The sequence below is a fragment of the Nocardia sp. NPDC051756 genome, assembly GCF_040681495.1.
Lineage (GTDB): Bacteria > Actinomycetota > Actinomycetes > Mycobacteriales > Mycobacteriaceae > Nocardia.
The window spans coordinates 1-13777 of the sequence record NZ_JBFAYV010000003.1 but is presented as its reverse complement, the minus strand read 5'-3'; the positions used below and the strand labels follow the sequence as shown (position 1 = coordinate 13777).

The 13777-nt window shown below is 67.4% G+C and carries 13 protein-coding genes; 6 read left to right on the top strand and 7 right to left on the bottom strand.

Annotated features, from left to right (window positions below; all coding sequences use genetic code 11):
* Together AB0M22_RS11655 and AB0M22_RS11650 are read right to left on the bottom strand one after the other, a co-directional pair.
* Positions 1-675 carry a suppressor of fused domain protein gene (locus AB0M22_RS11655; RefSeq protein WP_364724191.1) on the bottom strand — a complete coding sequence of 225 codons (675 nt, stop codon included), beginning with the start codon at positions 673-675 and terminating at the stop codon, positions 1-3.
* A 137-nt stretch (positions 676-812) separates the two neighbouring features.
* Complete coding sequence (locus AB0M22_RS11650; RefSeq protein WP_364724188.1) at positions 813-2870, bottom strand: NAD(+) synthase; 2058 nt, start codon at positions 2868-2870, stop codon at positions 813-815.
* Positions 2871-2958: 88 nt separating this feature from the next.
* Here AB0M22_RS11650 and AB0M22_RS11645 point away from each other — a divergent pair, with 88 nt between their 5' ends.
* Both AB0M22_RS11645 and groL read left to right on the top strand, forming a co-directional pair.
* Positions 2959-3252 (top strand): hypothetical protein, encoded by a 294-nt coding sequence (locus AB0M22_RS11645; RefSeq protein WP_107659693.1) that lies wholly within the window; start codon positions 2959-2961, stop codon positions 3250-3252.
* Positions 3253-3460: 208 nt separating this feature from the next.
* Positions 3461-5086 carry a chaperonin GroEL gene (gene groL, locus AB0M22_RS11640; protein ID WP_364724184.1) on the top strand — a complete coding sequence of 542 codons (1626 nt, stop codon included), beginning with the start codon at positions 3461-3463 and terminating at the stop codon, positions 5084-5086.
* A 153-nt stretch (positions 5087-5239) separates the two neighbouring features.
* Here groL and AB0M22_RS11635 read toward each other — a convergent pair whose 3' ends face one another.
* A complete protein-coding gene (locus tag AB0M22_RS11635) occupies positions 5240-6274 on the bottom strand; it encodes a superoxide dismutase (protein ID WP_364724181.1) in 1035 nt (344 codons plus the stop codon).
* A gap of 109 nt (positions 6275-6383) precedes the next feature.
* Between AB0M22_RS11635 and AB0M22_RS11630 the strand changes: the two genes are divergently transcribed.
* The 3 genes from AB0M22_RS11630 to AB0M22_RS11620 all read left to right on the top strand — a co-directional run bounded on the left by AB0M22_RS11630 (position 6384) and on the right by AB0M22_RS11620 (position 8813).
* Positions 6384-6848, top strand: coding sequence for a MarR family transcriptional regulator (locus AB0M22_RS11630; protein ID WP_364724179.1), 465 nt, complete (start codon positions 6384-6386; stop codon positions 6846-6848).
* A 421-nt stretch (positions 6849-7269) separates the two neighbouring features.
* A complete protein-coding gene (locus tag AB0M22_RS11625) occupies positions 7270-7902 on the top strand; it encodes a TetR/AcrR family transcriptional regulator (protein WP_364724177.1) in 633 nt (210 codons plus the stop codon).
* A 50-nt stretch (positions 7903-7952) separates the two neighbouring features.
* Positions 7953-8813 (top strand): alpha/beta fold hydrolase, encoded by an 861-nt coding sequence (locus AB0M22_RS11620; RefSeq protein WP_364724174.1) that lies wholly within the window; start codon positions 7953-7955, stop codon positions 8811-8813.
* Here the strand turns inward: AB0M22_RS11620 and AB0M22_RS11615 are convergent.
* The 3 genes from AB0M22_RS11615 to AB0M22_RS11605 all read right to left on the bottom strand — a co-directional run bounded on the left by AB0M22_RS11615 (position 8810) and on the right by AB0M22_RS11605 (position 12179).
* Positions 8810-9457 carry a TetR/AcrR family transcriptional regulator C-terminal domain-containing protein gene (locus AB0M22_RS11615; protein ID WP_364724171.1) on the bottom strand — a complete coding sequence of 216 codons (648 nt, stop codon included), beginning with the start codon at positions 9455-9457 and terminating at the stop codon, positions 8810-8812. The two genes, AB0M22_RS11620 and AB0M22_RS11615, sit on opposite strands and share 4 nt — an antisense overlap.
* Before the next feature lie 77 nt (positions 9458-9534).
* Complete coding sequence (locus tag AB0M22_RS11610) at positions 9535-11592, bottom strand: prolyl oligopeptidase family serine peptidase (RefSeq protein ID WP_364724169.1); 2058 nt, start codon at positions 11590-11592, stop codon at positions 9535-9537.
* A gap of 41 nt (positions 11593-11633) precedes the next feature.
* Positions 11634-12179, bottom strand: a complete 546-nt coding sequence (locus AB0M22_RS11605; protein WP_364724166.1) for a hypothetical protein — start codon at positions 12177-12179, stop codon at positions 11634-11636.
* A gap of 130 nt (positions 12180-12309) precedes the next feature.
* On the opposite strand from AB0M22_RS11605, the gene AB0M22_RS11600 reads away from it, so the two are divergent.
* A complete protein-coding gene (locus tag AB0M22_RS11600; RefSeq protein ID WP_364724164.1) occupies positions 12310-13284 on the top strand; it encodes a membrane dipeptidase in 975 nt (324 codons plus the stop codon).
* Here the strand turns inward: AB0M22_RS11600 and AB0M22_RS11595 are convergent.
* Positions 13281-13619 (bottom strand): MmcQ/YjbR family DNA-binding protein, encoded by a 339-nt coding sequence (locus tag AB0M22_RS11595; RefSeq protein WP_364724161.1) that lies wholly within the window; start codon positions 13617-13619, stop codon positions 13281-13283. The two genes, AB0M22_RS11600 and AB0M22_RS11595, sit on opposite strands and share 4 nt — an antisense overlap.
* Positions 13620-13777: the final 158 nt, after the last annotated feature.

The following is a 13777-nucleotide window of genomic DNA, read 5'->3' as shown; positions in this document are numbered from 1 at the left end:
CTAGGCGCGTCCGCGCAGCCCGCCGCCCCAACGCGGCCACTGCGCTTGGGGTTTCGGCTCGGAGACCAGTGACGCGCGCTCGATATCGGTGACGTACAGCGGCAACTGCGGCGCCAGTTCTGCCAGTAACGCCAACGTCTTTCCGCCCTGCGCCGCTCGGTACTCGAGCATGGTCAGCCCGACGAGTTGCAGGAATCGCATACTCCCGTGCGGAGTTTCGATGGTGCCGAGTTCCGGGTCGACGGTGAAGCCGACTGCCTGGATGGTGCAGTTCGGCCGGTCGGCCGCGATCGGCCCGTTCGACTTGATGGTGTGCCCCGGCTCGAACCACTTGCCGGACTGGAAGACATAGCGGGCGAGATTCTGCAGGAAGTTCACCGGCCACACCGGCGGCTCGGTGTCGGTGGGCCGGCGAACGAGCCGGAAGGTGAGCTCGAAGCCCCAGCCGGACTCGTCGGGGTTGTCCCAATCCTTCTCGTACAGCTCGGTCATGCCGTAACTGATGTAGTGCCAGTGCGGTACCGGCTCGGTGCGTGAGTACGCGCTGATCCCGTCGAGCGGGTCGGGCCCGCCGAGTGACCAGCGGTGATCGGTGGCCCAATGGAAAGGTTCGAGATCGCCGTACAACGGCCGCAGCGCGTCGTCGATGGCGTTCCAGCCGGGTGCTTCACTCACCAGATCACCATAGGCGGAACCTCCGCATTCGCTCCGGCCGTGCGCGGTCTGCGGACGGACTGCGTCCGGCTGCGTCAGATCAGCAGATCCAACCTGCCCGCGTCGAGCGAGTCGGATTGCCTTGGCGGACAGCCGGGTCAGTCCTGCGGCACGTTGCGGGCGAGCTCGTCCAGCCAGGCCGCGGCCGACGCGTCGCTCGGCGCGCGCCAGTCACCGCGCGGCGAGAGCGAGCCGCCGGAACCCACCTTCGGCGCGTTGGGCAGCGTCGAGCGTTTGAACTGGCTGGTCTGGATGAACCGGCGCAGGAACTCCGCCAGCCAGTGCTTGATCGTGGCGAGGTCGTAGGCGTTGCGCTGGTCTGTGGGAATCAGTTCCGGCCATTGCCCGCGGCTCGGGTCCGACCACGCGTGCCTGGCCAGATACGCGATGCGACTGGGGAGGTAGCCGAAACGCAGCAGATAGTAGAGGTGGAAATCCTGGAGTTCATACGGGCCGACGGTGGCCTCGGAACTCTGGCTCGGCGCGGACGAATCGGTGTCCGGCACCAACTCCGGCGAGATCTCGGTGCGCAGGATCGACGCCAGCACCTCGCCCGCCGCCGGCCCGAACTGCGCGGTCTCCACCGACCAGGCGATCAGATACTTGATCAACGTCTTCGGCACCGACGCGTTCACGCTGTAGTGCGCCATGTGGTCGCCGACGCCGAAAGTGCACCAGCCCAAGGCGAGTTCGCTGAGATCGCCGGTGCCGATGACGAGCGCGTTGTGCTGGTTGGCCAGCCGGAACAGGTGCGAGGTGCGCTCGCCCGCCTGCACGTTCTCGTAGGTGATGTCATACTGCGGCGCGCCGTCGGCGGCCGGGTGCCCGAGGTCGCGCAGCATCTGGGTGGCCGACGGGCGGATGTCGATTTCCCGCGCGGTCACTCCGAGCGCGTCCATCAGCCGGTGCGCGTCGGTGCGGGTCCGGGTGCTGGTCGCGAACCCAGGCATGGTGTACGCCAGCACATTTGCGCGCGGCAGCCCGAGCCGGTCCATCGTCTCGGCCGCGACGATCAGCGCCAGCGTGGAATCCAGCCCGCCGGAAACCCCGATGACCACCCGCTCGATCCCGGTGGCCCGCATCCGGGTGCTCAGTCCCTCCACCTGGATGTGGCGCACCTCGGCGCAACGCTCGTTGCGCACCGCGGAATCGGCGGGTACGTAAGGGAAGCGCTCGATGTCGCGTCGAAGATCGACCACGCCCGCCGGAATCGGCAACTCCACCTCGATCCGGCGCAGCCGGGTGAGCCGATCCCGGTGGTCGTGCACATTGTCAGCAAAGCTGGTGGTGCGCAGCCGATCCGCGGCCAGCCGGCGCAGATCCAGGTCCGCGGTGACCAGTTGCGGATGGTCGGCGAAGCGTTCGCCCTCGGCGAGCAGATCGCCGTTCTCGCAGACCAGCGCCTGCCCGTCCCAGGCCAGGTCCGTGGTCGATTCCCCGTGTCCCGCAGCCGAATACAGGTAGGCGGCCAGGTAGCGCGCCGAATGCGACGTGCACAGCGCCCGGCGATAGTCGGCCTTGCCGATGACGATATTGCTCGCCGACAGGTTGACCAGCACCGTTGCCCCCGCGAGCGCGGCATAACCGCTGGGCGGCAACGGAACCCACCCGTCCTCGCAGATCTCCAGATGGAACACGAACCCGTCGAGATTGCTCGCGGTGAACAGCAGGTCGGCGCCGAACGGCACCCGTTGCCCGGCGATCGTGACGTGCGTTTCGAGGTTCTCCCTGGCCGCCGCGAACTGGCGCTTCTCGTAGAACTCCCGATAGTTCGGCAGATAGCTCTTCGGCACCGCCCCGAGCACCACGCCCCGGCAGACCGCGATAGCGCAGTTGAACAGCCGGCCCTGGGTTCGTACCGGCGCGCCGACCACCAGCACCGTATCGATGTCGGCGCTCGCCGCCACCACCTGCGCCAGCGCCGCCTGCACCGCGTCGTCCAGCGCGTCCTGATGGAACAGGTCGTCGGCGGTGTAGCAGGAAAGTCCCAGCTCAGGGAACACGGTCAGGACGACCGAGTCGGCCGCCGCCTGCCGGGCGAGCAGCAGTGTCTGCTCGACGTTGTAGGCCGGGTCGGCGACCCGCACCCGCGGCACGGCCACCGCCACCCGGGCGAAGTCGTGCCGGTAGAGCGAGCCGAAGGGCAGTTCGTGCACTGCCGTCCCCCTTCGCCGAGGATGCCGGAGATGATCATGATTTCCCCTCCGGAACCTACCCTCGATGGTTGCCCGCTAAGCTATAGCAATGGCGGATGAAACGGATTCCGACCTAATCGCGGGGGAACGACGCGCCGATCTGCTGCGTGCGCTTTCTTATGTGTCCACGGAGTCACAGCCGGACGGCAGCTACGTCGTCAACGGCGACCTTCCCCCCGAGGTGGCGCCCCCATTTATTCGGGCGATCATGCGGGTCGAAGCGGAGTTGTTGTTGCACGATGCCGAGCTGGTGACCGTGGAGGGCGGCGAGCCCCGTTCCCCGGAGGAACGCCGGACCGACGCGTTCGTCGCGTTGGTACTGCGCGTCGACGATCGGGCCTAGGCACCCGACCTTGCACTCGGCACGGTCGAGTGCTAGAAATGGCTTTGGCACTCTCTACCCGTGAGTGCCAGGTCGGGACGGTGAGACCGGGTACCATCGACACCCCTGGTCGTCCGTCGCGGGCACCGAGCCTGGCCAGCGTTAATGGGGCGATCCGACGAGCGGTCGTCCTGCGTGTCAGCCTCATTACTTGGAGGATCACCTCGCAATGGCCAAGATGATTGCGTTCGACGAAGAGGCCCGCCGCGGTCTCGAGCGGGGTCTGAACGCCCTCGCCGACGCGGTAAAGGTGACGTTGGGCCCGAAGGGTCGCAACGTCGTTCTGGAGAAGAAGTGGGGCGCCCCCACGATCACCAACGATGGTGTTTCCATCGCCAAGGAGATCGAGCTGGAGGACCCGTACGAGAAGATCGGCGCCGAGCTGGTCAAGGAAGTCGCCAAGAAGACGGACGACGTCGCGGGCGACGGCACCACCACCGCCACCGTGCTCGCCCAGGCGCTCGTGCGCGAGGGCCTGCGCAACGTCGCGGCCGGCGCGAACCCCCTCGGCCTGAAGCGCGGCATCGAGAAGGCCGTCGAGGCCGTCACCGCCAAGCTGCTCGACACCGCCAAGGAGATCGACACCAAGGAGCAGATCGCTGCTACCGCTGGTATCTCCGCCGGCGACTCGTCCATCGGTGAGCTCATCGCCGAGGCCATGGACAAGGTCGGCAAGGAAGGCGTCATCACCGTCGAGGAGAGCAACACCTTCGGGCTCCAGCTGGAGCTGACCGAGGGCATGCGCTTCGACAAGGGCTACATCTCGGGTTACTTCGTCACCGACCCGGAGCGTCAGGAAGCGGTCCTCGAGGATCCGTACATCCTGCTGGTCGGCTCGAAGATCTCGACCGTCAAGGACCTGCTGCCGCTGCTGGAGAAGGTCATCCAGGCCGGCAAGCCGCTGCTGATCATCGCCGAGGACATCGAGGGCGAAGCCCTGTCCACCCTGGTGGTCAACAAGATCCGTGGCACCTTCAAGTCCGTCGCCGTCAAGGCCCCGGGCTTCGGTGACCGCCGCAAGGCGCAGCTCGCCGACATCGCCATCCTCACCGGTGGCGAGGTCGTCAGCGAAGAGGTCGGCCTCTCCCTGGAGACCGCCGGCATCGAGCTGCTCGGCCAGGCGCGCAAGGTCGTCATCACCAAGGACGAGACCACCATCGTCGAGGGCGCGGGCGACGCGGAGGCCATCAAGGGCCGCGTGCAGCAGATCCGGGCCGAGATCGAGAACTCGGACTCGGACTACGACCGGGAGAAGCTGCAGGAGCGGCTGGCCAAGCTGGCCGGCGGCGTTGCGGTGATCAAGGCCGGTGCCGCGACCGAGGTCGAGCTCAAGGAGCGCAAGCACCGCATCGAAGATGCCGTGCGTAACGCGAAGGCTGCCGTCGAAGAGGGCATCGTCGCCGGTGGTGGCGTTGCGCTGCTGCAGTCGGCGCCCGCCCTGGACGACCTGAAGCTCGAGGGTGACGAGGCGACCGGTGCCAACATCGTGCGCGTCGCGCTGTCGGCTCCGCTGAAGCAGATCGCCTTCAACGCCGGCCTCGAGCCGGGCGTTGTCGCCGAGAAGGTGTCCAACCTGCCCGCGGGCCACGGCCTCAACGCCGACACCGGCGTGTACGAGGACCTGCTTGCGGCCGGTGTCGCCGACCCGGTGAAGGTCACCCGCTCCGCGCTGCAGAACGCGGCGTCCATCGCGGCTCTGTTCCTCACCACCGAGGCCGTCGTCGCCGACAAGCCGGAGAAGTCCGCCGCGCCTGCCGGCGACCCGACCGGTGGCATGGGCGGCATGGACTTCTGAGTCCAGCCACCCGGCAACACTGTTAGACACCGAAAGCCGGTCCACCCTCGGGTGGACCGGCTTTCGGCTGTCTGCGGAGTCCCTTCCGCGTGCTTCGATTCCGACCGTACAGGTTAGGCTAACCTATCTACAAGTCGAGTTCGGGAACGGCGCTCAGATGCCGTCGACGGCGACGATGGTGAACGGCTTCGGGGTGCCCGGACCCATCGGCCCGCCCTTGTCGAATTGTGAAGCGACGACCAGGTTCTGGTTGTTGCTGTGCACCGAAGTGGTTGGCAGACCCAGGGATTCGTCGATGATGCGTTGATCCATGGTCGCGCCGGCGCCGTCGTCGACGATGCTCCAGCGGGCGATGGCGTTGTCGGTGTTCTGCACTACCCACAGGGTGTTGTCCCGCAGTTCCAGTCCGTCGCCGTGAATCAGGTTGCCGCCGTTCAGGTTTACCTTGCGGATCGGGTCGGCGGCGTTCGGGGTGAGGGCGATGCGGAACAGCTCGCCCGCGTTCATGTCGACGACCAGCAGGTAGCGACCGGCGGCATCGGCCACGATGCCGTTCAGCGTGAAGGCGTCGGCCGCGTGCGGCGCGACCACCGGGGTCAGATCGAAAGCCGTGGCCAGATCGGCCCGTCCGCCATGCGCCGCGGCGTCGGCCACCTGCGCGGCGGTGACGCGGTAGACGACACTGCGGCTGGAGTCGGTCAGGTACGCGGTGCCGTCCGGCGTGATGGCGATGTCGTTGACGAAGCGCGGCCCTGGCCCCGGCACCTCGAATCGGGCGATCAAGGCGCGAGTTGCGATGTCGTACACCGCAACTCCGGCGGTCGAGTCGGTCACCCACAGCCGTCCCGCCCGATCGGCCCGTAGGCCGTTGGCGGTTTTGCGGCCATCGGCGCCGGCCGGCAGGAACACCTCGGCTTGCTTGGTCCCCGGCGTCGCCCGGTAGACCGCCCCGGTGGCGTACGAGCCGACGTAGGTGTCGCCGGTCCGCGGATCCGCGGCGATGCCTTCGGGGTAGACGCCCTCGCCCGGCAGGTCGTAGGCGGTGCTGATCCGCACGGACTGCGCGGCCGGAGCGGGTTGTGCGGTGGTCTCGGTGGTGCCGCAGGCCGCGGCGGCGGTGCAGGTCAATGCAATGGCGATGGTCGCCATGCGGCGGCGCGGTGCGTGGAACATGGTCGTGCCTCTCATCGGGTCTATCACTCAGACGTATTCACAGCTAAGAATGGATACGAAGATAGATTAGAGTTCTAACATCAGTCAATAGTCTTACCTTCGATCGGGCAGATACCATGCGGTAATGACGTCCTTGCACTCCTCCGAGCGCGTCGGCTCGTACGTGAAGCGCGCCGAGCAGGCGCTGCAAACGGCGAAGCACGCCGCGCTGAAGCCGGCGGGCGTCACCGTTCCGCAGTACGCGGCCCTGCTGTTCCTCGACGAGAACCCCGGCATCTCGGCCGCCGCGCTGGCCCGCCTCTGCGGTGTGACGCCGCCGACGATGAACGCGCTGCTGACCAACCTGCAGGAGCGCGGTCTCATCGAGCGCACCCCGCACGCCTGGCACAAGAACATCCTCGAAACCCGTCTCACCGAGGCGGGTACCGTCGTGATGAAGGACGCCGACGCCCGCGCGGTCCGGGTGGAGCAGGCGGTGGCGGACGGATTCACCGATGCCGAACGGGCCACGCTCGAGCAACTGCTCACCCGCTGCGCGGAGCTCTACGACGCCGTTCGGCCCGAAACCCCCACTGCGCCAAAGAAGTAGGCAGACGGCGGTCTATGTCCTTTATTCGGCGACCTATTCGCCCACTGGTCCGCCGTCCGCGAACTCCGTTGGCGGACAGGACGAATCAGACGTAACCAGCGGTCCAGTTCGGTTGAAAATTATTCTACGAATTCCCGTCAAAATCGCGTACCGGCAGTACTGTCAGTCGGTATCGTCCGTTTCGGCAAACTGTCAGTGACAATGGATTCGCCGGGTATGAACCGTAACTCGTGACGGTTCTGCCCCCTATCGGTCGACCATACGAACCTTCGGTCAGCGCGATGCGGCTAACGCTGATTGGGCGTTCACCGAGTCCGTAACAACTCTGCCAACTTTCGGCAAACGCCAGGTCAGTTGCGGGTTGATACCAAGGCGCCGATCCATGTCAGGCGCTTCTCGGGCTTCTGTATTGTCTGGCCCAATGTCACAGGATGCGAATACGGGTCGAATGTATGCCGGGCAACCCGTCGAGGACCGGCAACGTCAGCGGCGTGCGCGTTTTCTGGAATCGGGCCTGACGGTCTTCGCGCGCGACGGTTACGCCAATAGTTCGGTCGGCGCCATCTGTAAGGACGCCGGACTCTCCTCACGACAGTTCTACGAGGAGTTCACCGGCCGCGAGTCCCTACTACTAGAGCTCTACGAGCAGATCGATCGCGAGTCGCGCGACGCGGTCGCCAAGGCCCTGGAAAGCAAGGCCGAGGCGAGCGTGCTCGAGATCATCGACGCCTCCGTGCGCGCCTACGTCGAGGCCATCGGGTCGGATCCGCGCAAGGCGCGCGTCGCCCTGGTCGAGGTGGTCGGTGCGGGGCCGAAGGTGGAGAAGTTCCGGCTCGAACTGCGCCGGGTGTGGGGTTCGCTGCTGACCGGGGTCGCGGAGGACGCGGCCATGCAGGGCGAGATCCCGACCGGCGACTACGAGATGCGCGTGCTCGCGGTGATCGGCGCGGTCAACTACGTGGTGGATTCCTGGAGCGGATCGGACCCGCGGCCGCCGCTCGACGAGGTGATCCGGGTGCTGAGCAGGGTGATCATGGGGGCGGTCGGGGCGTAACCACCGAGCGGCCGGGGCGCGGTACGCGGGCGAACGGTAGCGTGCCCAGGATGGAGACGGTTCCGATCCAAATGCCCGACGGCAGCACGGTTCCGGTGCGGCTGATCCCGGCCGGCGGCGCGCATCGGCATCCGGTCACCCCGGATGCGCCGCGCCCGGTGGTGGTCATGGTGCCGGGGCTCGGCGTACCCGCGGGGTACTACGAGCTGTTCGCCGGAAAATTGGCGGCGCGCGGGTTCGATGTGGCGATCGGCGAGCTGCGCGGCAACGGCGACAGCACGCCGAAACCCAGCGCCGCCAGCACCTTCGGCTACCACGAGCTGGTCTCGGTCGACTTCCCGGCGATCTTCGAGGTGGTGCGCGACCGGTTCCCGGCCAGCACGCCGTATCTGCTCGGGCACAGCATGGGCGGCCAGTTCTCGGTCATGTACGCCGCGCGGATCCGCGGCCGGCTCGGCGGGCTGATCCTGGTCGCCTCCGGAACGCCGTATTACCGTGGCTACCCGGGACTTTCGAGCCCGGGCATCCTGGTCGGCACCGCGGCCGCGTCGCTGACCGCCAGCCTGGCCGGTTTCTGGCCCGGCGACCGGATCCCGGCGGGCGGCTTCGGCCGTCAGTCCAAGGTGCTGATCGCGGACTGGGCCCGGCTGGCCCGCACCGGCCGCTTCCAGCCGGTCGGCGCGGACATCGACTACGAGGAGCGGATTTCCCGGCTCAAGCTGCCCGTCCTGTCCATCACCATGACCGCCGACGACCTGACCCCGCCCGGCTCCGCCGACCACCTGCTGGCCAAGCTGCCCAAGGCCGACATCACCACCTGGCATCAGCCGGAACCGTTGGGGCACAACGGCTGGATCCGCGAGCCCGGCACTACCCTCGACCAGATCGAGAAGTGGCTGCGCGACCGCTAGCCGGACCGGCCGAGGTCGAGGTGGCGGCTGAAGCCGTCCAGCATCGCGTCCAGTCCGATGTCGAAATGATCGGTGCCGGTGGGCTGTTCGGGTTGCTCGGTGCGCTGCGCCGCCACCGCGGCGATGGCCTGGCCGAGGATGTGCCCGATCGCGTACTCGCGCAGGCAGCGGGTCAGCTGCGCCGCGACCGTCGCCGAAAAGCCCGCGCCCTGAAGGTGTTCCACCATCCAGCTGCCGGTCTCGACGGCCAGCTCGCTGCGCACCTGACGAGTCGCGAAGACCGGCACCGCATTCGGGTGCTTGCGCAAGGTGGACCGCAGCCGATACGCGTAGGCGCGCATCAGATCACGCCAAGGTTCCTGCCACGGCAGGGATTCCATGTCCAGCTCGGCGAACATCGCGGCGGCGATGCCGTCGAAGAGCTCCTGCTGATCGGTGAAGTGCCGGTAGGCGGCCATCGGGTCGGCGCCGAGCGCGCCGCCGAGTTTGCGCATGGAAAATCCGTCGACACCGGTCCGATCGATGAGGGTCAGCGCGACCGCGGCGATATAGTCGCGGTTCAACGTGGTGCGCGTCGTCGGTGCCGGACCAGCGCGCCGGGCGCGCCGGGCGCGCGTCACCTCGACGGCGTTGTCGGAATCCACGACGGCTCTCCTCCCGGGTCCAGGTCTACGACGTAGACGATATCTACACCGTAGGCCCGGAACCCCGGAACCAGCGGTTATCCGCGCCGTTCGATCAGCATCTGGGTGAAGAACTCGTAGATCAGGCCCGCCTGGAACGCCGACTGCTTGTTGTCCGCCGCGCCGCCGTGGCCGCCCTCGATGTTCTCGTGGTACCAGAACTCGTGACCCTGCTCCTCCAGCAGCGCGGCCATCTTGCGGGCGTGGCCGGGATGCACGCGGTCGTCGCGGGTGGAGGTGGTGAGCAGGATCGGCGGGTAGGCGACGTCGGCCTTCGCGTTCTGATACGGCGAGTACTTGCTGATGTAGTCCCACTCCTGCGGCTTGTCCGGGTCGCCGTACTCGGCGATCCAGGAGGCGCCGGCCAGCAGCAGGTGGTAGCGCTTCATGTCCAGCAGCGGCACCTGGCAGACGATCGCGCCGAACAGTTCCGGGTAGCGGGTCAGCATTACGCCCATGAGCAGGCCGCCGTTGCTGCCGCCCACCGCGCCGAGTTGATCGGCGGTGGTGATGCCGCGGGTGACCAGGTCTTTCGCGATCGCGGCGAAGTCCTCGTACACCTTGTGCCGGTTGGCCTTCTGCACCGAGGTGTGCCACTGCGGGCCGTATTCGCCACCGCCGCGGATGTTGGTCATCACCCAGGTGCCGCCGCGCTCCAGCCAGCCCATCCCGGACGCGCCGCTGTAGGCGGGCGTGCGCGAGACCTCGAAGCCGCCGTAGCCGGACATCACCGTCGGGCCGGGCGTGCCCTTGCGGTCGCGATGCCGGATCACGAAGTACGGCACCTGCGTTCCGTCGTCGGAGGTGGCGAAGAACTGCTCGGTCTCGATGCCGTCGGCGTCGAAGAAGCCGGGTTCCTGCTTGAGCTGCTCGGTGTCGCCGCCGACCGAGCTGGACAGCAGCGTGGCGGGCGTGGTGAATCCGCTGGTGGTGAGCATGAATTCGTCGCCGCCCTCGAGCGGGTCGAGGTTCATCACGCTGGTGGTGGCCATCGGCGGGGTGTCGGTCAGCGATTCCCGCTGCCAGCCGTCCGCGCCCGGGGTCACCACGTAGAGCTTGGTCTGCACGTCTTCCAGCGTGATCAGCAGCAGGTGGTTCTCGGTCCAGCCGTAACCGTGCAGCGAGGTGTGCGCGTCCGGGGTGAAGATCACCTCGAATTCCCGTGCGCCGGAGAGAAACTTCTCGAAGTCGATGGCCAGCAGCGCGCCCGCCGGGTAGGCGTGGCCGCCGACCTCCCACGGCGACTTCAGCCGGACCAGCAGCCAATCCTTGTACCAGGACTCGCTGGCATCGGTCGGCACGTCCAAATGCCGTAGCGTGCCGTCGGTTTCGAGCAGGTAGACCTCTTCGTTGAAGAAGTCGGTGGCGCGGCCGATGTAGTGCCGCTCGTAGCCGGGGGTCCGGTCGTAGCCCGCCGAGACCGCGACGTCACCGGCCTCGCCCTCGAATACGGTGACCGCGTCGGCCAATTCGGTGCCGCGCTGCCAGCGCTTGGCGATGCGCGGGTAGCCGGAGTCGGTCAGCGAGCCGGGGCCGAAGTCGGTGCCGAGGTACACCGCATCGATGTCGATCCAGCGGATCTCGGACTTCGCCTCCGGCAGGAAGAACCCGCCGTCCGCCGGATCGATGAATTCCCTTGTCGCCATGTCGAACTCGCGCACCACCTTGGCGTCCGCGCCGCCGCGGGACAGGCTGATCAGCGTGCGCGACTGGTCCGGGCGCAGCACCGCCGCGCCGCCCCACACCCAGTTCTCGTCCTCGGCGGTGGCCAGCGCGTCCAGATCGATCAGCACGTCCCAGTCGGGGGATTCCTTCGCGTACTCGGCGAACGTGGTGCGCCGCCACAGCCCGCGCGGATGCTCGGCATCGCGCCAGAAGTTGTAGAGCCAGCTGCCGCGCCGCCCGGGGTAGGCGATCTTGGTGTCGGTGTCGAGCATGTCCAGAATGCGGTGTTCGAGCTCGCGGAACCGGTCGGAGGCGGCGAAGCGCTCGACGACCACGCTGTTGTGCGCGCGGGCCCAGTCGAGCGCCCGCTCGTCGGTCACTTCTTCGAGCCAGAGGTAAGGGTCGGTCACATTCTGCTCAACGCCACTCATGCCCACATTGTTGCCGACCAGCGCAAATCAGGGCGTGGGGGTTACCAGTAGTGCGCGACGTCCACCACGACCCGCGATCCGGTGCCCGGTCCGTCGAGGGTGAACACGCGCATCGGCAGCCGGCCGCGCACGCCGAGGCCGACCGTGGTCTGGCCCTCGAACGAGCCGGCCCAGGCGACCTGGCGGAAGGTCTGATATCCGCCGACGTCGACCAGTTCGCCGCGGTTCCCCGGCTGGTAGGTGGCCTGGCCCGCGTCGTTGTACGCGGGCGCGTAGACGACGACGTTCAGGAACGCGCCGCCGCGCAGCGGCACCGGCGCACCCGACCCGTCCATCGCCACCGAGTCGACGTACCAGACCCGATAGCCCGCGGCCGACCCGGCGACATCGAACACCAGCCGATCGAAGCATTCGTGCTCGCCTGACCGGATACCGGTGATCGGCCCGGCGGTCATGGGCTTGCTCGTCTTATCGAACGAACCCCATACCAATCCGCAATACGAGGGCGTCGCCGCGGCCGGTCCGGGAATGATCCACAAGCCGATCAGGGTGACGACGGAAGCAATGAGAACAATTACGCGACGCATGCCGCACCGCCTTCTGGCAGTAAGAATGAAGCACTTGGTGAATCGGGCGAATGGGATACGTCGTTACGGCGGAACGCGACTCGGCTCAGTAGGATCGCGGGTTCGAGGCCGATCCGACCAGGAGGTTTGCTTGCCGTCGTTTCTGTGGGACCAGCACTGCTGTCTGCCGTTGGTGCCGTCGGCGCGGATCGCGGACCTCGCGCGCTATCCACTCGGGTCCTATTTGTCGGTGAATGTCGGGTATTCGCCGCATTCGACCGAGGATTCGCTGAAGCTGATCCGGCAGTACCGGGCGGGCGCGCTCGCCGACGGGCGATTTCGTTTGGTGCACAGCCATTCCGAGATCGGCGATCCGGAAACCATCGCGCTGGCCTTCGATTTGGAAGACTCGGGCCCGCTCGGCGGCGACCTGGACAACGTGGAGTTGTTCTACGAGTTGGGCGTTCGCTCGATGCTGCCGACCTACAACAGCGCCAACAAGGCGGGTTGCGGCTGCCTCGACGCCGACGACACCGGGCTCACCGCCTTCGGCCGGGATCTGGTGCGCACGCTCAACGAGGTCGGCATGTTCGTCGACGGATCGCACTGTTCCCGGCGCACCGGGCTCGATCTGGCCACGCACACGCGGGTGCCGATGATCTACAGCCATTCCAATTTCGCCGCGCTGTGGGAGCATCCGCGCAATATCACCGACGAACAGGCGAAGGCCTGTGCCGCCACCGGCGGAGTGGTCGGACTCAACGGGGTGGGGATCTTCCTGGGCCACAACGGAATCAACGATGCCGCCGCGCGGGTCGAGGCCATGGCCGATCACGTCGAATACGGTGCGGAGCTGGTCGGCATCGAGCACATCGGGATCGGTTCGGACTACTCGTTCGACGCCGAGGACTTCAATGGCATGCTCGCGGACCACCCGGAGCTGTTCCCCGAGTCGTACACCAAATGGGGCCCGCTGCAATGGGTTCCGCCGGAGGACCTGCTCGGGACGAGCCAGGTGCCCGGCCTCGACGAGGTGCTGGCGCGGCGTGGATTCGGCCCGGAGGACCGAGCGGCCGTGTTCGGCGGCAACTTCTCCCGCGTCGCGCAGCAGGTCTGGCGCGACTAGCCGAGGTGCTCGGCGGCCACCCGCTTCGGCACGCACATCCGCCACGCCTCGACGATCAACTCGGTCAGCTCTGCCTCATCGATGGCCGCCAGCCGCACCCGAACCCAGTTGTACCGCTCGTCCGACGGCCTCGGCATCATGAACTTGTCCGGCTCGGCCTCGACCAGCGCCACCCGCTCGGCCTTGGGAAAGGCGAAGCCCATGCGGGTTTCGTCCGGGGACAGGGCCAGGTAGACGATCCGGCCGATCCGGTATTTCACCCGGTCCCGGACCAGCGCCTCGGTCGTTCGCGGCAGGCTCATCGCGATCCGTCGCACGTCATCAGCTGTCACCACCCGCTCAGTATCGCGCCGGGGTACGACATCCGGCCCGGGCGGAAAACAGGTGTGGGGGGGGCGCCGCGGGCGCGCCCCCCCCCCCCGGGGGGGAAAGCGGGGGGGGCCCCCCACATTGCGGGGGTGGCGGGGTGGGGGAATCGGGGGGGTGGGGGAGA